At 37.8% G+C, this 21,849-nt stretch carries 21 protein-coding genes; 11 read left to right on the forward strand and 10 right to left on the reverse strand.

The genetic code is table 11. The features are described 5' to 3' along the window. Positions 1-154 precede the first annotated feature (154 nt). The 5 genes from J1905_RS23750 to J1905_RS18080 all read left to right on the forward strand — a co-directional run bounded on the left by J1905_RS23750 (position 155) and on the right by J1905_RS18080 (position 4,089). Positions 155-289: a hypothetical protein gene (locus tag J1905_RS23750; RefSeq protein WP_284445124.1), complete on the forward strand. Its 135-nt coding sequence runs from the start codon at positions 155-157 to the stop codon at positions 287-289. Then, positions 273-1,043 carry a hypothetical protein gene (locus J1905_RS18065; protein WP_214228666.1) on the forward strand — a complete coding sequence of 257 codons (771 nt, stop codon included), beginning with the start codon at positions 273-275 and terminating at the stop codon, positions 1,041-1,043. Before J1905_RS23750 ends, J1905_RS18065 begins: the two co-directional genes overlap by 17 nt. Positions 1,044-1,469: 426 nt before the next feature. Continuing rightward, positions 1,470-2,429, forward strand: coding sequence for a D-2-hydroxyacid dehydrogenase (locus J1905_RS18070; protein ID WP_214228667.1), 960 nt, complete (start codon positions 1,470-1,472; stop codon positions 2,427-2,429). Positions 2,430-2,440: 11 nt separating this feature from the next. Further along, complete coding sequence (locus tag J1905_RS18075) at positions 2,441-3,586, forward strand: glycerate kinase family protein (RefSeq protein ID WP_214228668.1); 1,146 nt, start codon at positions 2,441-2,443, stop codon at positions 3,584-3,586. Between the two features lie 140 nt (positions 3,587-3,726). Next, a complete protein-coding gene (locus J1905_RS18080) occupies positions 3,727-4,089 on the forward strand; it encodes an IPT/TIG domain-containing protein (RefSeq protein ID WP_214228669.1) in 363 nt (120 codons plus the stop codon). A 47-nt stretch (positions 4,090-4,136) separates the two neighbouring features. On the opposite strand, the gene J1905_RS18085 is transcribed toward J1905_RS18080, so the two are convergent. Then, on the reverse strand, positions 4,137-5,780 hold the full coding sequence (locus tag J1905_RS18085) for a hypothetical protein (protein WP_214228670.1): 1,644 nt from the start codon (positions 5,778-5,780) through the stop codon (positions 4,137-4,139). Positions 5,781-5,993: 213 nt separating this feature from the next. Then, entirely contained in the window at positions 5,994-7,154 is a 1,161-nt protein-coding gene (locus J1905_RS18090; protein WP_214228671.1) for a TlpA family protein disulfide reductase, read from the reverse strand. A 193-nt stretch (positions 7,155-7,347) separates the two neighbouring features. On the opposite strand from J1905_RS18090, the gene J1905_RS18095 reads away from it, so the two are divergent. The 5 genes from J1905_RS18095 (at position 7,348) to J1905_RS18115 (ending at position 11,634) form a co-directional block, all read left to right on the forward strand. Continuing rightward, positions 7,348-7,593 carry a hypothetical protein gene (locus tag J1905_RS18095; RefSeq protein ID WP_214228672.1) on the forward strand — a complete coding sequence of 82 codons (246 nt, stop codon included), beginning with the start codon at positions 7,348-7,350 and terminating at the stop codon, positions 7,591-7,593. A gap of 362 nt (positions 7,594-7,955) precedes the next feature. After that, positions 7,956-8,648, forward strand: a complete 693-nt coding sequence (locus tag J1905_RS18100; protein ID WP_214228673.1) for a uracil-DNA glycosylase family protein — start codon at positions 7,956-7,958, stop codon at positions 8,646-8,648. 69 nt (positions 8,649-8,717) lie between these two features. Next, complete coding sequence (locus tag J1905_RS18105) at positions 8,718-10,013, forward strand: 4Fe-4S dicluster domain-containing protein (protein WP_214228674.1); 1,296 nt, start codon at positions 8,718-8,720, stop codon at positions 10,011-10,013. 30 nt (positions 10,014-10,043) lie between these two features. Further along, positions 10,044-10,844 carry a (Fe-S)-binding protein gene (locus tag J1905_RS18110; protein ID WP_108205232.1) on the forward strand — a complete coding sequence of 267 codons (801 nt, stop codon included), beginning with the start codon at positions 10,044-10,046 and terminating at the stop codon, positions 10,842-10,844. After that, positions 10,834-11,634: an MBL fold metallo-hydrolase gene (locus tag J1905_RS18115; RefSeq protein WP_214228675.1), complete on the forward strand. Its 801-nt coding sequence runs from the start codon at positions 10,834-10,836 to the stop codon at positions 11,632-11,634. The genes J1905_RS18110 and J1905_RS18115 overlap by 11 nt, the downstream gene beginning before the upstream one ends. Here J1905_RS18115 and J1905_RS18120 read toward each other — a convergent pair. Further along, entirely contained in the window at positions 11,597-12,079 is a 483-nt protein-coding gene (locus J1905_RS18120) for a hypothetical protein (protein WP_214228676.1), read from the reverse strand. The genes J1905_RS18115 and J1905_RS18120 overlap by 38 nt on opposite strands. Positions 12,080-12,130: 51 nt before the next feature. On the opposite strand from J1905_RS18120, the gene J1905_RS18125 reads away from it, so the two are divergent. Beyond that, a complete protein-coding gene (locus J1905_RS18125) occupies positions 12,131-12,610 on the forward strand; it encodes an ABC transporter ATPase (RefSeq protein WP_214228677.1) in 480 nt (159 codons plus the stop codon). A gap of 17 nt (positions 12,611-12,627) precedes the next feature. Here the strand turns inward: J1905_RS18125 and J1905_RS18130 are convergent, their stop codons facing one another. From J1905_RS18130 to mtgA, 7 genes are all read right to left on the reverse strand, one after another. After that, the gene (locus J1905_RS18130; RefSeq protein WP_250318137.1) at positions 12,628-13,500 is read right to left on the reverse strand and encodes a cyanophycinase; all 873 of its coding nucleotides are present in this window, start codon (positions 13,498-13,500) and stop codon (positions 12,628-12,630) included. Continuing rightward, a complete protein-coding gene (locus J1905_RS18135) occupies positions 13,500-14,525 on the reverse strand; it encodes an isoaspartyl peptidase/L-asparaginase family protein (RefSeq protein ID WP_214228678.1) in 1,026 nt (341 codons plus the stop codon). The genes J1905_RS18130 and J1905_RS18135 overlap by 1 nt, the downstream gene beginning before the upstream one ends. 11 nt (positions 14,526-14,536) lie before the next feature. Next, positions 14,537-15,940 (reverse strand): RagB/SusD family nutrient uptake outer membrane protein, encoded by a 1,404-nt coding sequence (locus J1905_RS18140; RefSeq protein ID WP_214228679.1) that lies wholly within the window; start codon positions 15,938-15,940, stop codon positions 14,537-14,539. A 10-nt stretch (positions 15,941-15,950) separates the two neighbouring features. Beyond that, positions 15,951-19,304: a TonB-dependent receptor gene (locus J1905_RS18145; protein ID WP_250318138.1), complete on the reverse strand. Its 3,354-nt coding sequence runs from the start codon at positions 19,302-19,304 to the stop codon at positions 15,951-15,953. Positions 19,305-19,350: 46 nt separating this feature from the next. Next, the gene (locus J1905_RS18150) at positions 19,351-20,433 is read right to left on the reverse strand and encodes a FecR family protein (protein WP_214228680.1); all 1,083 of its coding nucleotides are present in this window, start codon (positions 20,431-20,433) and stop codon (positions 19,351-19,353) included. Positions 20,434-20,508: 75 nt separating this feature from the next. Continuing rightward, on the reverse strand, positions 20,509-21,060 hold the full coding sequence (locus J1905_RS18155) for an RNA polymerase sigma factor (protein ID WP_214228681.1): 552 nt from the start codon (positions 21,058-21,060) through the stop codon (positions 20,509-20,511). A 40-nt stretch (positions 21,061-21,100) separates the two neighbouring features. Then, positions 21,101-21,829, reverse strand: a complete 729-nt coding sequence (gene mtgA / locus J1905_RS18160) for a monofunctional biosynthetic peptidoglycan transglycosylase (protein WP_214228682.1) — start codon at positions 21,827-21,829, stop codon at positions 21,101-21,103. Positions 21,830-21,849: the final 20 nt, after the last annotated feature.

Here is a 21,849-nt window from a genome sequence, read left to right on the forward strand (position 1 = left end):
TGGGCTAATATTAGCCTTTTCAATTTCAAAAATCAGGCATAGGATGCCTAATTATCTAAAAAGATCTGACAAGGTTCTTATAAAATTATGTTGGCTTGTAGTTGCCAGACTGTTTATTGTTTCACTGTATCACATACCGGTGGCATTGAAATATATGACAACATCTGATTACTACTTCCAGTACTTATTTAAGGCATACACTTATGCAGATCTGCTAACCTCAATTGTAGGTTTAGGGTTTAGCTATTATTTATATATTAAATACTACGGAAATGAAAGAGCTATTTAAATACATAACAGGACTTGCTATCCTGGGTTTAATTATCTGGTCAATATTTTCGAGGATCTTCAGCGGGGAAATTCTAACAAAGGAAAATAATGTAGCTGACATCGTTAAAATTGACAACGCGCCAGCAACAATATCTACGGATAAAAAAGGTAATACTCATGCACAAAAGGAAGTAATATATCTTTCCAACGACGAGAAAGAACTATACCTAAGCAAGGAAATTGACAGTTTAAAATCGGTTATTGGCGTTAAGGATAATCAAATCGTAGGTCTTACCACTGCTGTCTCTAAGTTCAAATATGAAATCAGATACCTGACTGACACCTCCAGCGCTGGAGAAAAGAAATATATTATTGATCAAAAGGATAAGTGGTTTACAGTTAGGGGTACAATACCTGGACCAGATCCTATAACCATAGAAGGTATCGATAGTATAACGGCTGCATTCATAAAAAAAGGAAATAGGTTGTTTGTCGATGTATCATCTGCAAATCCATTAATAAAGTATTATGGAGTCAGATCATTTTTGGTGCCTGATCAGGTAAAGAATGGAATAGGCATAGGTTTATCTTCAACGCTTAACTTTGATCATAAATTCAATTATGTTACCAATTATAATTTTGGAGGAATAAAATACATGCATATAGGATCTGACTGGATGTACGAAGTTGGCGCAGGTTATGAAATGTTAAACAATACCGGCATTAAAATTCAACCAACTGTAACAATAGGTGTCTATCGAAAAATATTTTAGCATATATTTGCAAAGTTGTTGCGATTAACATCAAAGGGAGTTGCTGCCCTGTTAATCCGATTTAAGCCCGACTAGTTCGGGCTTATTATTTAGAAATAATTTAGGATATCATTTTTAATACATCATAAATTATTAGTAATCAATAGAATATACACAAAAGACACAAGTACTGAAAATCCATGTGTCGCCGGTTCGATCCCGGCCCATACCACTTAAAAAGCTTCAGAGAAATCTGGAGCTTTTCTGCTTTTAAAAGCAATTTTCGCCTCAATTCGGACTAATCGGATCACTCCCAAAACTTATGGAGCAGGAATGTAAAACTCATTCTGACACACAAGAGAAACAAAAGCTTGATACTATAATTAATAATAAGTTTGTGAAAAATATAAGTTTGTGATAGCTTCATCACTTATTTAAATATGATATATGAAAATCGTAATACTAGACGGATATACACTAAATCCCGGTGACCTGAGCTGGGACGGGTTAAAACAATTCGGGGAAGTAACCCTGTACGATCGCACCCCGGCAGATAAAGTTGTTGAACGCTCAAAAGGGGCGGATGTCATATTTACCAATAAAACACCGGTAAACGCAGAGGCATTAAACAGTCTTCCGGACTTAAAATACATTGGAGTCCTGGCTACTGGTTATAATATAGTGGATACCCGAATGGCTAGAGAAAAGGGGATAACAGTAAGTAATGTACCAGGTTATGGCACGCCATCTGTAGTGCAACTGACCTTTGGCCTTTTACTGGAACTTTGCCTGCACGTGCAGCGCCATAGTGATGCGGTAGCCTCCGGCCGCTGGGCTTCCTCTCCTGACTTTTGTTTCTGGGATTATCCGCTGGTTGAACTGACAGGAAAAACGATGGGGATTATTGGATTTGGCCATATAGGCAGACAGGTTGCTGATGTGGCCACTGCTTTTGGGATGAAAGTTATCGGAACAAGCCGGAACCGGACAGATCAGTCTCACCGCAGTAATTTTAAATGGGCAGAAATACCCGAACTGCTGGAACAGTCAGATGTTGTCAGTATCCATTGCCCTTTAACACCTGAAACCAAAGGGCTGATCAATAAAGAGAACTTACAGCGAATGAAAAGCAGTGCTTTTCTTTTGAATACCTCAAGGGGCCCTGTCATTATTGAAGAAGATCTTGCCGAAGCATTGAACAACAGTAAAATTGCCGGGGCGGGCCTCGATGTGCTTTCTGTTGAGCCGCCAGCAAAGGACAACCCGCTTTTTGGTGCAAAAAACTGCATCATTACACCTCACATCGCCTGGGCAACAATAGAAGCGAGAGCCAGGTTAATGGAGATAACTATCGGCAACCTGAATGCCTATAAAAATGGGAATCCTGTAAACGTGGTGAACCTCTAACTGAAGACATTATGCATATCCTGATTTCCCCCAATGCTTTTAAACACGGTCTGAATGCCGAAGAAGCAGCATTTGCTATTGAGGAAGGTTTAATGCGAAGTAAGGCCGGTGTTACCACTGAGTGTTTCCCGGTAGCGGATGGCGGCGATGGTACAGGAACCTTAATTATAAAAAAATGCAAAGGCACATTGTTGGATGCAGCAGTACACGATGCGCTGGGCAGACCAATAAATGCTGTATTTGGCCTGATTGATAATGGTGCAACTGCCGTTATAGAAATGGCAGACGCATCAGGCATAAGGTTACTTAAACCAGAAGAACTTAACCCTATGCGTGCCAATTCGTCCGGTACAGGGGAAATGATCAGAAAAGCACTTGATCAGGGGGTTGAAAAAATTGTAATCGGCATGGGTGGCTCGGCCACTGTAGACGGCGGTACAGGCATTTTGCGTACCCTTGGTGTCCGTTTCTTAGCTGCGGACGGCAGTGAGTTAACCATTCTTCCTGAAGATCTTGGCGAGTTAGTTACTGTTGACCTTTCAGCACTGGACCAAAGAATATTGAAATGTGAAGTGATTATTTTATGCGATGTAGACAATATGCTATTAGGTGACCGGGGATCTGCAGCTGTATTCGGCCCACAAAAAGGTGCATCCCCGGATGAGGTGAAAAAATTGGACCAGGCACTTAACAAACTTTCGGCCGTAGCTTTACTCCATACAGGCAGGGATATGGCTGCGATAAAGTACGGAGGTACTGCAGGAGGAGCAGCTGCAGGCTTATATGCTTTTCTGAATGCCAGACTGGTAAATGGGATAGATCATTTTCTTTCACTTACAGATTTTAATTCGGCACTGGGGCGGGCAGATCTGGTGATTACCGGGGAAGGCAGTATTGATGAGCAAACCTTACAGGGAAAAGGGCCTTTTGGAGTAGCGAACCATGCAAAACTTAAAGGTCTGCCTGTTGTTGCCTTCGCGGGGAAGGTGCCACTGAAACGGAGCGTAAATTTACAAGCGTATTTTGATGTATTAATGCCAATTGGAAACCAGCCCGACGATCTAGCAACCGCGTTGGCATGTACAGCAGACAACCTAACACGGACAGCCGAAACATTGGGCAATATGCTGGTCTTGATGCAAGAGAAAAGATGTTGATATAAAAGGCATCAGGAACTGATCATGTTTTGCTTTTGGTCGACTATCACTTACCCCCATCATTTTATTTTGTTATGTTATGTTTTTAATCTTACTATTCTGGTAACTTAGTAGCACCATATACTTATCAAATTAACTTTATGAGACTCTCATTCAAACTGGCAGCACTATTCTTCCTTTTTAGTTTATTATCCTGCGGTAAGAAAGATACACCGATCAAAGAAGTGCCACCCGAGCTGGAAACATTTAAAGCGCTTTCTAATTTTACACCGACATCTGCTAAAACTGGAACTGAACTAACCATAACGGGCGCAGGCTTTGGGAGCGACATAAATAAAGTCAGTATTCAATTTGCGGATGGCGCGACCATTAAGCCTAAATCGGTTGCTAATGATAAAATGATTGTGATTATCCCCACTTCTGCTATTAGCGGAAAAATTAAAGTGAGTATTGGCAATAACTCATCCTGGATGACAAGCCAGCAATCTTTTACATTGCTTTAAACAGAGTATCCAGAGCTTTAAATCTATCTCCAAATACTAAACAATTGTTAATTTACGATCAGCTCAATCTTATAAAGCAACCGCTTATCATATCCTAAACACTTTACTAAATATTTCCCTTTCCCAATTTTAATTGGAAACATATTTTTTTTAGTGGGTATTATTTTAACAAAAATGGGCGTTACTGTAGAATCTACAAGATAATTTGCATGGCTATAAATAGAAAAAGCAGCTACGCTGTCCTTATCAGAAGATAAATCTGGCATATTTATGTTAATATTTTTAACCTCTCCAGTTGCAGGAAAACCTATTGGTTTGTTTTGCATATTTATCTTATTCCAGATTACCAGATCAGTTCCGGTCTTTAAATCTTCACCTGAGTAAAGGAAAACATCGTCCTTGTTATTTGTCTCCAAATTCTTACAAGAACTTGCCATCAATGTAGTCTGATCAATTGTAAGTGGATCTATTCCGGTCATCTCCTTAAAAAAAGCAGCCATTTTTTTGGGAGTTGAGTTTTCTTGAATATGACCATACCCCGCCAACACAACAACCCTGGAATCTTTATTTAATTTAAGCGACTGATCTACAATATTCTGTACCTGTACCTGTTCTCGGTCGTCTGAATCGGTATCATACCCAATAATTTTAAATCCAATCGCCCTGGCTTTACAGACTAGGTTTGAAAACACAGGATCCCGAATATAAATGCCATCATTAAAACTAACGAATCCATTCTTCATCACTGTTGATGTATCACCAAGACCTTCGAGCGCCAAATAAGTAAAACCTTGTTTATAAAGTCTATCCAAAAGCTCACCAAGAAAATAAGCATGCTGAGGGACGTGGTGAGCAGTATTAAACATCACGACTTGCTTGTTAACTGTTTGACTAAGTATCCTTGCTGCCGCGGGCGCCAAATCCTTAGCATCTAGATTTTCTTTTTTAATACCCATAAAAGCCTCTGATGCTTTATTTGCAAGATCAAGATCCCCACAAAACGAATAATACGTTGCTAATGCCTGATCTGTGAAATTGCTCACGCCATAATTACCTCGCCTTTCAATCAACTTAAAAGGCGTCAAATAGCCATGTTCGCTAAACAAATTTTCTGCATCCTCAAAAACATTTAATACAGAAGTCATGCTTTGCCCTTCCTTTATCCGTAGCGCGGTATTTACCATGATAGTATGAAAACCTGCATCAGCATGTTCCTGTCCGGATTCTCCATATTCAATAATCGATAGAAATCTGTTCTGATCTATGCGAATTAACCCCTCATAAGCATCCCGATTTTTATACTTTATCGTTTTCATCAGATAAAAACTCTCGCGATCCACAACATTTTTGTATTCACTATAATTAATGTTTTTTGAATTCCGAACTAGACCGACAATGCTATAGGTCTTCGGTATACCGGAAAACAGAATAATATCTGATTTACCGATGTTGAGTTTTTTAAGTACTTCCCGGCAAAAAGGCGTTAGCTTAGGCCGTGAGACTCCGATATCTGAGCTAACAAAAGCTAATTCCATATCACCATAAAGTACTGCACCAACCTTTATGCTGTCATTAAAGTAGTAATTACGATATCTCTGTTCAACTCTCCCACCTTTACTAAACGTGTAAGAGCGACATCCGTATTGAACAAAAATGATGACCATTAGAAAAACACCAGATAGTTTAAGCATAAGTCATGTTAATTTAGAGTGATCCCTTTTGCTGTTCATTCCACACGCTTTTGCTCGGCTCCTTATTATTCGTTTAACACCAGCTAACTAAAAATACCTGATTTATAAGCGTTTTCCAAAATTATCTTATGCTGTTCACAACTTGGCGCTCAAAAAAACAATTTTCCAACGAAACCGAGAAAAGAATTATCTTTCTAACACTAATTAAAACCGCTATTCTTCAAAAAGCTCCTTTAATTTAATTTCGAGCTCGGCACCTCTCAAATTACTTGCCACAACCTTCCCTTTATCGTCAACCAAATAATTGGAAGGAATTGCTTTAATATTCAATTCTTTGGAAATCGTTTTTTTCGGATCTTTTAGGTTTACAAACTTTTGCATCTTATCTAGTTCAACTACAGCTTTCCACACCTTATCATCACCCTCTTTATCGGTTGAAATGGTTATTATTTTAAAGCCCAAAGGACTATACCTGTCAAAAGCCTCTCTCAAATTAGGCGTTTCTGCCCTACATGGCACACACCATGTAGCCCAAAAATCTATCAATGTGTACTTCCCAAAAGCATCGGAACCTTTAATTAGCTCATCGTTGACATTACTTAAGGAAAAATCATACATCACGTCATTTTTATTAAGCTTAGGCGGTGTAGGATAAATGGTCTTACTCACTTTCTCCATTTGAGCAATTGATTTATTTATCTGCTTACCGCCCCCAGAATTTCTTAGTTTTTCTGAAAACATATTAAAGTATTCTCTTAACTCCCTTGGAGAATACCCTCCTATTAAAGGGGAAAACCTAAAATGACTAAGTGCTACCACAGAACTCGTATTCTTCAAAATGGATGCCAGATTGGCGCTATCGGTCATTTTCATATAACGTAGTCTAACAATTCTCTTATCCAGTTTTTTCAATTCTTCTCCAATATCCGCTTTATCGATAAGCGCCTGAATACTATCAGCTTGTTTTTCGTAAAACTTATTTCTCGCTACAAAAGTATTTTCAAATTCATTTAGAGGCCCTCCAGACACTGAGTATTTTAAACTACCTGAATTAAACACTACTTCCACATTTGGCTCAAAGTAAATGACACGAGATAGGCTAATATCTGCACCTGTAACTGTATCTGCGTTGGCACAATAAACGTAACATAAAGGCCAATGACCTATAGAATCGGTTTCTCTATAGATTCCGGAAAAGCTAAATTCTTGATTTTTTATTGGCACTTTACCCAACAATTTCATTTGGCGATCAAAAAACAAGGCATTCTTAACAGCGTACTTGCCCACAACTTTACCTTTAATTGTATAGGCCTGATCTTGAGAAATAGCATCTGATGCTATTATCAGCAAGATGAATAAGTAAAAATATTTCATAATCCGTTGCTCCTAATAAAATTTTGTAAATGATCTTTTTTCAAGAACTAAAAGCTTAGTACTAACTTAAAACTATTTATTTAGTTTTCAAAGTATTCCTAAAAATTTACAATCCAACACTGAAAAATCTTTATTTTACAAAAATTAACACTTCATTTTTTGTGAATTGCTGTAAATCTCTAGTTTTGTATCTATGAACGCGTATAAAAAAGAATGGATCGATTTGCTTTTGAGACAAAACTATCCAGGTTGGCTAATTGCCGACGATCGGAATCACATTTTTATAAATATTCCTGAAGATCAGGATTTAGAAGCTGTAATGGTCGATTTCAAGAAAAAAATCCGTTCATTATCCCTAAAAATTAAAGCCAAACCCGATAAATTGGGCTTCTTTATTGGAAACAGTAAAGACAGTAGGTTTTATGAGTTAAACGCTTAACATTTCGCGTTTTTTTGGGCTTCTTAAAGGACTCTTATCCATATTTTGCTGGATTCTTACTCGTATTAGTCCTTAAAGCGCGCCTCATTTGCACATCATTAGTCTCTGGGCGAACGAGAGTCCTAAACAAGTACAAGACGCGACTAAATTATAGAGTTAACCCGAATCTTTGTTAGGATTCTGTTCAAGTCTAAAGATTAGAGAAGATTGTTTTTATAAGCCGTAATTTCGGCGCACAAATTTTTCGCAGCTGGCCAACTTTTGATCTCCTGAAAACTAGATATTATTTCAGAATAATAGTCAATATACGGATTTAAAATTAAAAAACACAAAACACTCAATCCCTCCCTATATTTACAAGCATGACAACTTTTGCCGACAGGATTATCGAATTTAATAAGCAATTGGATTTTAGTGGTTCCCTTCCAAACAACATCAGAATAATGAATCCTTACAAGGAAAATCCACTGGCACTGGCCTGTTCATCTACCTTTTACAAAAAATATTATAACGATAACGAACCAAGACACCTTATTTTAGGCATCAATCCTGGCCGTTTTGGCTCAGCCATGACGGGCGTTTCATTTACAGACCCTAAAAGAATGGTTGGCAAATGCGACATTCCATTTTCAGGGCAGATGACACATGAACCTTCATCAGAATACATCTATGAAATGATTGCCGCTTACGGAGGTATTAAAGAGTTTTACAGCAAATTCTACATCCATTCTGTGTGCCCACTGGGATTCACTATTAAAAGCGCAAAAAGCAAAGAAGTCAATTACAATTATTACGATAATCCTGAACTTTTAAAAGCAGCTTACCCTTTTATAATCCAAAATCTGGAGAAACAAATCGCAATTGGCTTCGAAACTGACATTTGTTTTTGTTTTGGAACAGGAAAAAATGAAACATTTTTAAGAAAACTCAACAACGAAAAACAATACTTTAAAGAGATCATTGCATTGGAACACCCCAGATACATAATGCAATACAAATCAAAAAACAAATCTGACTACATCAAAAAGTACCTTAATGCATTCGAAAAATTCTAATTTTATGCATGCATAGCAATTTGTTTTGGCAGATTTATTTTTAACTTAGCAACACTAATAGAAAATCAAATGATAGCACAAATCGTATTTATAGCAATTACACTGGCCGCAATAGCCCTGTTTAGCTATAATATCAAAAAAGTTATCCGAAATATACAACTAGGTAAGTCGGCCGACAGATCTGATCAGCCTCACAAAAGGTTGATGACGATGCTCAAAGTAGCATTTGGTCAAACAAAGATGTTTTTCAGACCAATACCTGCTTTTCTCCATCTAATAGTTTACGCTGGCTTTGTTATCATCAATATCGAAGTTGTAGAGATTTTGATAGACGGAATATTCGGATCGCACAGAATATTTTCCGGTCTGGGTTTTATTTATGATTTTCTAATTGGCTCATTTGAAATATTAGCCTTTGGTGTTTGGCTTGGTTGTGCAATCTTCTTAATCAGAAGAAACGTGATTAAACTTAAGCGCTTCAGTGGGGTGGAAATGACCAAATGGCCAAGATCTGATGCCAATTACATCCTAATTTCTGAGATTTTGTTAATGACTGCTTTCCTACTAATGAACGCAGCAGATGCAAAACTTCAGGCTCTTGGAGCACATCACTATACCAACGCAGGAGCTTTTCCGATAAGTCAATATTTACAAAATGTTCTACCAAATTCTGAGGGAGCTCTTGTTGCCATAGAAAGAGGTTGCTGGTGGTTCCACATCATTGGAATACTTGCATTTTTAAATTATCTGCCTTATTCTAAACACTTCCACATTCTGTTTGCATTCCCTAATACTTACTTCTCCAATTTGGAGCCTAAGGGCGAGTTTACAAACATGAAAAGTGTTACGAATGAGGTAAAAGCGATGCTTGACCCTTCATTTACACCGGAAGAGGCTGAACCAGGACGATTTGGTGCCAAAGACGTAAACGATCTTACCTGGGTAAACCTGATGAACGCTTACACTTGCACAGAATGTGGAAGGTGTACTTCCGTTTGTCCGGCAAACATTACAGGCAAATTGCTTTCGCCACGCAAAATAATGATGGACACGAGAGATCGAATGGAAGAGGTTGGAAAGAACATTGACAAAACTGGAAATGGTTTTGACGATGGTAAATCTCTTATCGACAGCTACATCAGCAGAGAAGAAATATGGGCCTGTACCAGCTGTAATGCATGTACCGAGGCTTGTCCTATCAACATAGATCCTCTTGCAATTATTACCGAACTTAGAAGATATGCGGTAATGGAAGAGTCTCAATCGCCAGCCAGCATCAATACAATGCTTGGCAATATTGAAAATAATGGTGCCCCGTGGAAATATTCTCCGGCCGACAGATTTAACTGGGCAAAAGAAAGTTAACTAAAATATTAAATCTATTATAGCTTAAAGATGAGCGAGCAACTAAATTTTGAAGTGCCTACAATGGCAGAATTGATAGCTAAAGGCGAAGAGCCTGAAATATTATTCTGGGTAGGTTGCGCAGGCAGTTATGACGAAAGAGCACAAAAAACTACTCGCGACATCTGCAAGATTCTACATCATGTAGGCATAAAGTACGCTGTTTTAGGTACGGAAGAAAGCTGTACAGGCGATCCTGCAAAACGCGCTGGAAATGAGTTTCTGTTCCAGATGCAAGCCATGACCAACATTGAAGTTTTAAATGCTTACAACATAAAAAAAATAGTTACCGGCTGTCCGCATTGCTTTAATACCATTAAAAATGAATACCCTGGTTTAGGCGGAAGCTACGAAGTAATCCACCATACGCAGTTAATACAACAATTAATTGACGAGGGTAAGCTAAAAGCAGAAGGCGGAGAGAGTTTTAAAGGCAAAAAGATAACTTACCATGACCCATGCTATTTAGGTCGCGGAAACGGCGTTTATGAAGCTCCTCGTAAAGCACTTGAAGTTTTAGATGCACAGCTTGTAGAAATGAAACGCTGCAAATCTAATGGCCTATGCTGTGGTGCAGGTGGTGCACAAATGTTTAAAGAACCTGAAAAAGGGAACAAAGACATTAACATTGAGCGTATTGAAGAAGCACTTGAAACTCAACCAAACATTATAGCTGCAGGTTGTCCGTTTTGCATGACAATGATAAGTGATGGCGTAAAACTAAAAGATCAGGACCAAAACGTACAGGTTTTAGATATTGCTGAAATTACAGTCCGTGCAAATGGCTTGTAATAAGCTATATATTGCCTCTTTAAATTCTGGAAGCAATGGAAATTGCTACTATGTTGGCAACAACAATGAAGCAATTCTTGTTGATACCGGCATTTCTTGTAGAGAAACCGAAAAGCGAATGTTACGCTTGGGTTTATCGATGAGCAATGTTAAGGCAATTTTCATCTCTCATGAACATACAGATCATGTTCGTGGGCTCTCAACCCTATCGGCCAAATACAATCTGCCTGTATACATTACACAAGGCACTTTAAATGGCTGCAGGTTCAATGTCCGCGAAGATTTGATAAGACCATTGTCTAACACTCAAACCATATCTGTGGGTGGCTTAGAAGTAACCAGCTTTCTTAAAATACATGATGCTTCGGAACCACATAGTTTTTTGGTTTCGTACGGAAGTACCAAAGTGGGGGTGTTTACAGATATAGGCGCAGCCTGCGATCAGCTTATTTTTCATTTTAAACAATGCCATGCGGCATTTCTTGAAACCAACTATGATGATGAGCTTTTAAGCAAAAGTACTTATCCATATTTCTTAAAACAACGCATTAGTGGCGGTAAAGGCCACTTATCGAACAAGCAGGCTTTGGATATTTTTGTAAACCATAGGCCATCACATATGACCCACCTGCTACTCTCACACTTATCAAAAGACAACAACAATCCAGATTTAGTGCATAGTTTATTTAGTGAGCATGCCGGTGAGGTTGAAATTGTTGTAGCCTCAAGATTTGTAGAAACTGAGGTGTATACTATTTTCGAGCAAGTAAGCGAGCATTCATCTTTTTAATAGCTTCAGTTAACTCTGTAATATCGTTGGCTTCTATATTTTTTACAGGAATAGACATGTAATCGGCCATACTATCTACGTCCTCTTCACTCCTATCGTTATAGGTTTGCACTATTACATCATCGCCTTTGGTGTATAAAAACAATACTCCAGTTGTGTCTATTTTCTGATAGTCCAGATCTCTGAACTTTATCAAATTGAAAGAGAAATATTCAATTTTACCACTCTTAAAAAACCGCTTGTATCTGCAAAAGCCACTGTTAGTAACATTGAGTTCATAATGCTTTATTTGCGAAATTTCAGGTTCCTCATTATAGTGATTTACAAGCAGTTTCTGGATATAAGTTATCTGTTCATCAAGCAGTTCAGTATTGGAGAATGCCATAAAAATGCTGCACATTATCAGTGTGACGCATATTTTTAAGTTTAATGTAAACTTTTTCATGGCGATAAGTATTTAGCATCTTCAATTTAAATATTTTTGTATTTTTGACCTATGAGTTTTTCTCCACAATCGAAAGTTTGGATATACCAAAGTAACCGCGCATTCACGAATGACGAGGTACAGGCGATACAGCAAAGATTAAATGATTTTACTGTACAATGGAAAGCGCATGGCCATCAGCTAAATGCGAAGGCTGAAATACTTTACGATTTCTTCATTGTATTTTTTGTAGATGAAGCTTCAGCAGGTGTTACCGGCTGTTCTATAGACTCATCTGTCAGAATTATCAAAGAAATTGAACAACAATATAACGTTGATCTATTCGATAGGTTTAACATGGCTTACAAGTTAAACGACAAGGTTATTGTAACCAATAAAGAAGATTTCGAAACCCTGGTAAATATTAAAGCAATAGGGCCACAAACTATTGTGTTTAACAACCTGGTACAAAATTTACAGGAATTTGAAACCAAATGGCAAATACCATTTGAACAAAGCTGGCACAGTAAAGTGTTTGCACATTTACTGTAACCAGCATTCAATATCAATTATTTAACATAAAATACATCGCCTTCTGTAAACATATTAAAGCGAAGGCTCTCCATTTTTATGTGCCCGGTTTTTGTGGTTTTTAAGTTTTTAGGATCAGCTATCCTTAATACCTGACTTTCGCCGGCAACTTCAATCTTTTTTCCTTTTACAATTATTGCCGTTCCTTCGTCGATACCTACACAGTCAAAACTTGGATGCGCCGCCAAAGCAGAGATCAATCTGTTATACCTGCTTCTTCTAACAAAATGTTGGTCAATAATAACCGACGTGAGCAGACCTAAGCCTTGCTCAAATTCGATATTCTTATCAAGCAGTTTATTAAAGGTTGCACTGTAGGCTGTATCTCCTACCAATTGATTACCGGTGATCATGTATTTACTCATTACCGCTGCCCCGGCACTTGTGCCCGCCACTGTTGCACCATTGTTATAAGCGTCATGAATGGCCTTATAGATAGACGTGTTTAATACAACCTTCATAAAACGACTTTGATCGCCACCTGTAATAAAAATCAATTTTGCGTTCGACAAAGAATCAAGCCATTGCTTGTTATTAGCATTCTGAGCAGTAAAATTAAGGTATCCGATACTATTTGATGCCTGAGAAGAGAGCTCCTCTTTAATGGCATTAAAAGAGCCTATTGGATCGCCACTAGACATAGGTAGCACTACCATATAATCTTTAGCCGTCATATTTGCTGTTTTAATCAGTTTCTGCACCAATTCTGTAGAACGTGAGCCACCACCTATTATAAACAAACTTCCTTTTGGCGAGGCCTTTTGCTGTGCTACTGAAACGCATGAAATCAACATCAGTGCAAAAACAAGAACCTGCTTTTGCACTGTTTTATACAATATATTCAAGATCATTATTTATAAATCAATACTTCTATTTTACCATCTTCGGTTACTGTACCCCTATACATTCCTTCTGTATTAAAAGGCATTGCCACGTTTCCGTTCTTATCAAGTGCTATTAATCCGCCGTCTCCACCAAGTTTTTCCATTTTATCAAGTGCCTTTTTTGACGCATCAGCTACAGGAAGATTTTTATACTCCATCATTGCAGAAACATCATAAGCCACAACACTTCTGATGTAAAACTCACCCCAGCCTGTGCAAGAGATACCTGCTGTTGAATTATTAGCATAGGTACCTGCACCTATAATTGGCGAATCACCTACTCTTCCATACCTCTTGTTTGTCATGCCTCCTGTTGAAGTTCCCGCAGCGAGGTTACCCATTTTATCAAGTGCTACAGCACCAACGGTACCGAACTTATAATCTCGATTAATGGTTCCTAGCTTCATGGATTTTTTATTACCATGATCTAGTACGGTTTTTACTGAATCTTCTTTTATAGCTTGCTGAAGTCCATCCCAACGCTCTTTAGTGTAAAAATATTTAGGATCCACAATCTCTACCCCAACCTGCTTTGCAAATTGTTCCGCTCCCCTGCTTACCATCATTACATGTTCCGACTTTTCCATTACTGCCCTGGCAGCAGTAATTGGATTACGGATTATGGTTACTCCGGCTACAGCTCCTGCTTTTAACGTTTTACCATCCATAATAGCAGCATCCATTTCGTTTTTACCATCGTGAGTAAAAACAGCTCCCTTTCCGGCGTTGAACAATGGCGAATCTTCAAGCACATGTATCGCAGCCTCAACAGCATCTAAGCATGTTTTTCCAGATTTTATGGCGTCATAACCTTGCTGTAAAGCTTTGGTTAATGCCGCCGTATATGCTACCTCTTTTTCAGGAGTCATGTTTTTCTTTAAAATTGTTCCGGCACCACCATGTACAACAAGTACATATTTTTTTTGTGCCTGTAAGTTTAAAGACGCGAACAGCATTAAAATAGAAAAACAATATTTAAGCTTAAGATTCATAGGTGTTGAGTTTAGTATAATGGATTTTGTTTAACGTTAGAGTTGGCTTTAATTTCGGCATTAGGGATAGGATAAGCATATTCCTTATTTGTCGAGGACAAGTTTATAGCTCCTAAAGCATTAATTGCATCTGCCGGTTCACGGGTAATTGGCAAGTTGTTTCTTCTAAGGTCAAAAAATCTATGGCCTTCAAAAGCAAGTTCTTTGTATCTTTCTAGAACAACTGCTGTTAACAAGACTTGTTTATCTGCAAACGTAGCATCAGTATAACCATCAATCCTTGCTTTCCTAAGTTCGTTTAAATCTTGTGCTGCTTGAGGAAGATTGCTCTTCTCAGCGTAAGCTTCTGCTCTTATCAGATACATCTCTCCGGTTCTATAAAGCTTTACATCGGTAAGATTTGGTAAACCGGAACTTCCTGCAAGATATTTGTTTACGCTGTATTTAGACTTACCGGCACCACGTGTGTCATCAAATTTTATGTACGCTGAATATCTAACGTCATTTGTTTTATCAAAAGTGTTTATCAACTCAAATGCAGGAGCATACACAACGATATTTTTGATATCATAGTAGAAATCACCCAAACGACTATCACCTGTTACTCTTTTGAGTTTCCAAATTACCTCGTCATCAATTCCATCTTTCCAGATATCTGCAAAGTCATCAATACTTGATAAAGGCGCGGCATTGATTGCTTCTGTACTATACTTAAGGGCATCATCCCAGTTTTTTTCGTACAATGCAACTCTGGCTTGTATTGCAGAAACCGCATTGAGGGTGATTCTTGTGTTGTCATCAAAATCTGATGGTATTAAACCTTTTGCGGCTAAAAGATCAGCTTTAATTTTACTTATTGTTTCTGCAAAAGTTAGTCGGCTAGGATTAGAAACTTTAGATTCTTCCATATATGGAACACCCATTGCAGAAGCTTCATATTTAGATGCAAAGTTTCTAAGTAACTCAAAATGGCAATATGCCCTTAATGCCAATAGTTCTCCTTTATATTGATTTTTAACTTCCCCTTCTGATGGTTTCGTTTTTACCTTATCCACATAAGCAAGCACTCGGTTTACCCTGTCGATAGAGATATAGTTGCTTTCCCATCCTGCTGTAATTGTACCGCTGCTGCCATCGTACTGCCAGCGATAAGTAGCCACGCCACGGCCGGTACTATTTTCACTTGGCAAAGTGCATTCATCAGAGGTAAGAGATACATTGGTTATTGTAGTGGCATCTAGAGAAGCATAAGCTCCAATTAAACCACCATTAAGATCCGGTACCGTCTGAAAAGCCTTTGAATCATCAATTGTATCAGATGGTTTCAAATCCAGTTCTTTGGTACAGGAAGCTGCTAAAAAGGCCACCAGAAAAATGGCACAAAGAGAAAGTTTATTGCTATAATATTTTAACATGATTGTACGATTAGAAGTTAACATTTAAACCAAAAGTGTATGTTCTTGAATTTGGATAGTCGAACATAGCTTCTCCATTGTTGTCTTCCGGATCAAAGCCTTTCCACTTAGTCCAGGTAACAAGGTTACTCGCCTGAGCAAATACCGTTACACCACTAATAAATTTAGTACCTGTCAACAATGATTTTGGTAATGAATAATTTAAGTTCACGTTTCTAAGTCTGATGTAAGAAGCATCCTGAATGTCTTTTGATGAATAGCTTCTTTTGGCATCATACTTTGGTAAAAGAGCATTATCACCTTCTTTTTTCCACCTGTTATAAAGCATTCTTACTGATTGTCCGCTGGTTCCAAAACTTGGATTTTCATTATAATAATCTTCGTTATTATACCTGTACACATGATTTGCAAAACTGAACAACGCAGTTAAATTTATTCCTTTATAGGTTAAGGAAGTATTAAATCCTCCTGTAAATGGCGGATAAAGACTGCCAAATTCGGCAACACTCATTGTTGTAGCATTATAATCTGAGGTTTTAGTTCCATCAGGATTATAATACAATGGATCACCTGTTTTCGGATCTACTCCTGCCCATTCAGGTGCATAGTGTGATCCATAAGGCAATCCTTCTTTTACAATTTCGGTTGTATTTTTCTCAAAACCCTCAGATCCCGCCAATGAAGTAATCTTATTCTTGTTATAAGCAAAATTAAGCCCTACGTTCCATTTGAATGATTCATTCCTAACCACATCTACTCTTAATTCGGTTTCGATACCTCTATTGCGCATTGAACCTGCATTTAATGGCAGGGCACCAACTCCTGAAGTAAGCGAAACCGGAAGATCTAAAAATAGATTTGCAGTTTCTTTGTTATAAATATCAGTTACCAAATGGATGCGGTTATTCCAAACATCGAGGTCAAAACCAATGTTTAGATCTTTCGCATATTCCCAATCATAGTTTGAGCTACCATAAGCAAAAGGATAAATTCCACTGTTACCACCATAAGAAGTAGTTGCAAATGTTGGCAGGTAAGTGAAATTACCCGAAAATGGACTCGCAGTAGTTCCATAACTTGCGCGGAACCGTAAATCGTTGATAAACTCGCTGTTGGCAAGGAAGTTTTCTTTCTTAACATTCCATGCAAAACCTACTGAGTAAAAGCCATGCCATCTGTTTTTCTTAGGCAATGTAGAAGATCCATCGTACCTGTAACTTGCATTAACAGTATAACGATCATCAAAAGTATAACGTCCAAGAGCTATGTATGAGATCAGTGCATTTCTTGTTCTACCCCCATTAAATTCAGGGATGAATGAGTTTTCATCAGATCCTGGAGTTGCCCCTGCCGGAGTTTCAGGCAATCTTGGATCTATACCATAAGCAGTATAGCCAAAGCTTCTGAAATGTTGCTTAGTGATCTCATAAAGTCCGCTTATCTCGAAGTTATGCTTATCAATAACCTTAGCATAAGTTAATCCTGAGGTAGAGATCATAGAGAAATTTCGTCTTAAGTTTTCACCAAAACTTCCTTTTTCTCCATTTTCGTTTGATCCCGAGTAAGAATCAGGTCTAACAAAACGTTCGTCAGCAGATTCTCTAAAATCAATGCCTAGTCTGGTTTTAACAGTCAGATCGTCGGTTATTTTATAATTTAATGCACCGCTTAAAATCGTTTTATATTGATTGGTTTTATTAGTGGTATTTAACAATCTTTCTAAAGCATTACTACCCTCACGTTGGTCATAGATTTCATAGTCATCAGAATTACCATAATGTACTAATGTTCCATCAGAAGCATAAGGAGACTCATATGGGAGCGCATAATACACTGCTGCCAATGGATTTGCTCCTCTGCTTGATCCTTCACGCTCAATAAAACTTGATTCTGAATACCCAAGACTTGTGTTAATGGATGCAGAGAACCTACCTGCATTAAAATCTACATTGTTTCTTAAGGAATAACGTTCCAGACCGGACCTCACTGCAATACCATCTTGCTTATAGTAATTTAACGAGCTATAAAAACGCACATTTTCGTTACCTCCGCTTGCATCAACCTGTTGTTCTGTAAACTTGCCTGTTCTAAAGAAAATATCTTTCCAATCGGTGTTTATTTTTCCAATGCTATCCAAAATATAATCTGCTCTACTTTTTTCTGCAGAACTCATATCAGCATACTCAGGGTTCTTTTTAGAGAATGTCCAACCGGGTCCAATTTCTGACCCTGTTTCAAGTCCTATCTCTTCTTCAAACTGCAATCTCTGTGCAGTGTTCATCATATTAAACTTTGGCGAGGTTAACTTAGAAATACCGTATTGAGATTTATAGTTAAACTGAACCTTTCCTGATTTGCCCTTTTTTGTGGTGATCACAATTACACCATTAGCACCTTTTGAACCATATTGTGCTTTCGAAGTCGCATCTTTTAAGACTGTTACACTTTCAAAATCAGATGGGTTCAGCGTTTGAAAATAAGCATCTTCAACTGGTATTCCATCTAAAACATATAGCGGAGAGGTGTTGCCATTGATTGTTCCTATTCCTCTTAAAATTACCTGAGCACTGGTACCCGGCTGTCCGGAACCCGACGACACCTGCAAACCGGCTACTCTACCTTGTAGGATCTGATCAAAAGTTGAAAGGGGAACCTGACTCATGTCCTTACCTGACACTACAGATGAAGCACTTGCAGATTGCTGTTTGGTGTAACTTGTGTAGCCTGTTACTGTTATTTCTTCCAAATTCTGGCTATCAGTTTTCAGTGTTACATTAATTACTTTCCTGTTGCCAACACTAACAAGTTGTTTTGCATAGCCTACAAATGAAAACTCTAGACTGGACGAGTTATCTGGCACACGTATGCTGTAATCCCCATTGGTATCTGTTACCGATGCAGTTGCCAAGCCAGCCACTTTAACTGAAACTCCCGGAATTGGAAGCCCCGTATCGTCGACAACCTTTCCACTTACAACAATGTCTTTTTTATTGGCTAACGCCATTGGATAAATTACAACGAGATTGCTCTCTTTTAAGGCATACGTAAGCTTAGTATCTTTTAAGATCTGGTTCATTGCCTCATCTAGTGATACATCCTGAACATTAAGGGAGTTCTTATTATTACCGGAAATTGTATTGCTACTATATACAAAACGGTATTCTGTTTGCTTTTCAACTGCTTTTAGTAATTCTTTAATGCTAAGCTGACTGGCATTAATGGTAATTTTCTGCTGCGCAAATCCTGCGGCAGAAACCTGCATACATAAAACAAGCAAGATAAATCCTGTAATTTTCATACTCAATAATATCCGGTCGGTTAAAGAATACTTACTACAATGTTCTAAAAGTACATATTTTCTCATATTTGTTGGTTTAGGTTGTTTTCTGTGTTGGATAGCCTGGTTACAGCTATTTTGTTATTGTGATTTTATTGTTTTTAATCTCAAACTTAAAGGGATAGGATAATTGCAACGCTTCGAGGGTCTTAACAATAGTCTCATTTTCAAATGTTCCTGAATATCTGTAATCCTTTACTTCATCATCTTCTATTTTAACTTCTATACCATACCAGTTTTGCAATTTCTGGGCAATAACTGATAAGGGCAGGTCATCAATATCAAGCCTGCTTCTGATCCATTTGGTTTCTACAGGTTGCTTCGTAAGCGCATCATTTTGCAACGAAGAAACCTGATATTCTTTATTAGCAGACACATTAACACGCTCAGGCTGATTGCTACTTATCACCTTTTGGTTAGGCTTTAGAACCACAAAATGACCCGGGTTGTTTTTAGAATCTACACGAACACTTCCATGTATTAATGAGGTTTCGGTGATTTTTGAATTAGGATAAGCTTTTATGTTAAAGGTGGTTCCTAAAACGCTGACGTCATTAAAAGAGGTATGTACAACAAATGGGTGGGTAGCGTCATGTTTTACATCAAAAAATGCCTCGCCAGTAAGCCATAGTTCCCTTTTCCCAGTATCAAATGATTTATCTAATTTGATTGTACTTTCCTTAGCCAGAGTAATAACTGTTCCGTCACTTAGAACTATCGTTTTACGAATGGACTTGCCGGATGAGAAAAGTTCAGAAATATCAGCTGTATCTTTATCTTTTGAATAGGGGTTTAGATAGAAGTATAAAAATAAAACTGCTAAAACAGCGGCTGCCACACCTACTGTATATTTTAGATGTGATGGCTTAGGGTTAAGCTTGACCTCTTTATTAAGTTCAATTTTCTCAGCAAAGGCGTTTCGATTTTTTATTCCTTCCTTTAACTCCTTTATTTGAATTAAACGGCTTCCCTGCTTAACGTTTAATATATTGACTATTTTTTTTGCTTCTTCAAAATCAGCTTTTCTATGTGGAATTGTCTCTATCCATTCATCCCATAAAATCTGATCTTCAAGGCTAAAACCCAGACAATACTGTTGAAAAGATTCGTTACAAATCAATTCTTCAATGTAAAAATCATCTTTAAGCCCAATCATAGTAATTACTTTTACTATACAGACGGAAGAATTGACCTCTTTTCCTAAGGAAATCTTTATTATTTTCTAAAACAATTACTTTAAGAGTTTTTTCAACATCTTAATCGCATCGTAAATAGTATTATAGGCTGTTTTTACAGTTTGCGAATTGCGCTCTGCTATCTGTTCATAAGTTAATCCTTCAAAAAACTTTAACTGTATCAACTCCATCTGTCGTGGAGTTAATTGTTTAATTGCTAATTGTAGTTTATGTTTTAGCTCATCATCTTGCTGAACTGCTATCATGATTTCTTCATAGGAGAGCTCAGCACTTTCTTCTTCTGCACCCATCCTGCTAACGGCCATATTCATTTTATCCGTATATGCCAATTGATCAAGCATACATCTTCTTAAAGACGTCATGAGGTATGATTTTACGTTATCTACAGCATTCAAACGGGATCTTTTATCCCACAAATTCAGAAATATCTGATTAACGCAATCCTTCACCAATTCATCGTCGGCATTAATTTTTAATCCAAAACGAATTAAGTGAAAGTACATGTTATTGTACAATTCAAAGAGCGCTTGTTTATCGCCAAGACGCATTTTTTCCCAATAACTTCTAACATCTTCCTCGAACAGCATAGTCAAGGCTTAATATAGGGATTTTATAAGCTTTAGGAAATTAAAAATCTAAAGGCCCTAATCTTCTCATATTTTTCATAATAAGAAATTGTCTATGCCTTATATACTGAGTAGCTTTTTTAGGAGTCCACCTTCTGGGATTAGGGAAACACGCGGCAATTAAAGCTGCCTGGGACTTAGTAAGCTTGCTGCAGGATTTACTGAAGTATGATTGAGCTGCTGCCTCTGCGCCATAAATGCCATCTCCCATCTCGATTACATTTAAGTATACTTCCAGTATTCTTTCTTTGCTCCAAAGCATTTCAATTAACAAAGTAAAATAAGCTTCAAACCCTTTACGTACCCAGGAGCGACCCGGCCACAGGAATACATTTTTGGCAGTTTGCTGCGAAATTGTACTTCCACCCTTTATCTTTTTGCCTTTCTTGTTAGTAGCAAAAGCTTTTTCTATAGCTTTTAAATCGAATCCAATATGTTTGAGAAATAGTTGATCCTCAGCAGATACAGCTGCTCGTTTCATATTATCAGAAATATCCTCAAAATCGACCCATTTTTTCTCCATTTTAAAAGGCTTTTCATCAGAGCTACGCTCTATATTTCTTTGGATCATGAGCAGTGTAATGGGAGGATTAACAAATCTGTAAATCAACACCCAAAGCACTGTGACCATTAAAAACCAAAGAAACACTTTAGTAACAATATTTGTTATTTTTTTAAGAAGGGGAGATTTTGAGTTTGTTTTACCAGTTGCCCATTTGCGCTTTGCCATCGGCCAAAGGTAAGGCAAAG

The sequence above is a fragment of the Pedobacter sp. B4-66 genome, assembly GCF_018492665.1.
Taxonomy (GTDB): Bacteria; Bacteroidota; Bacteroidia; order Sphingobacteriales; family Sphingobacteriaceae; genus Pedobacter.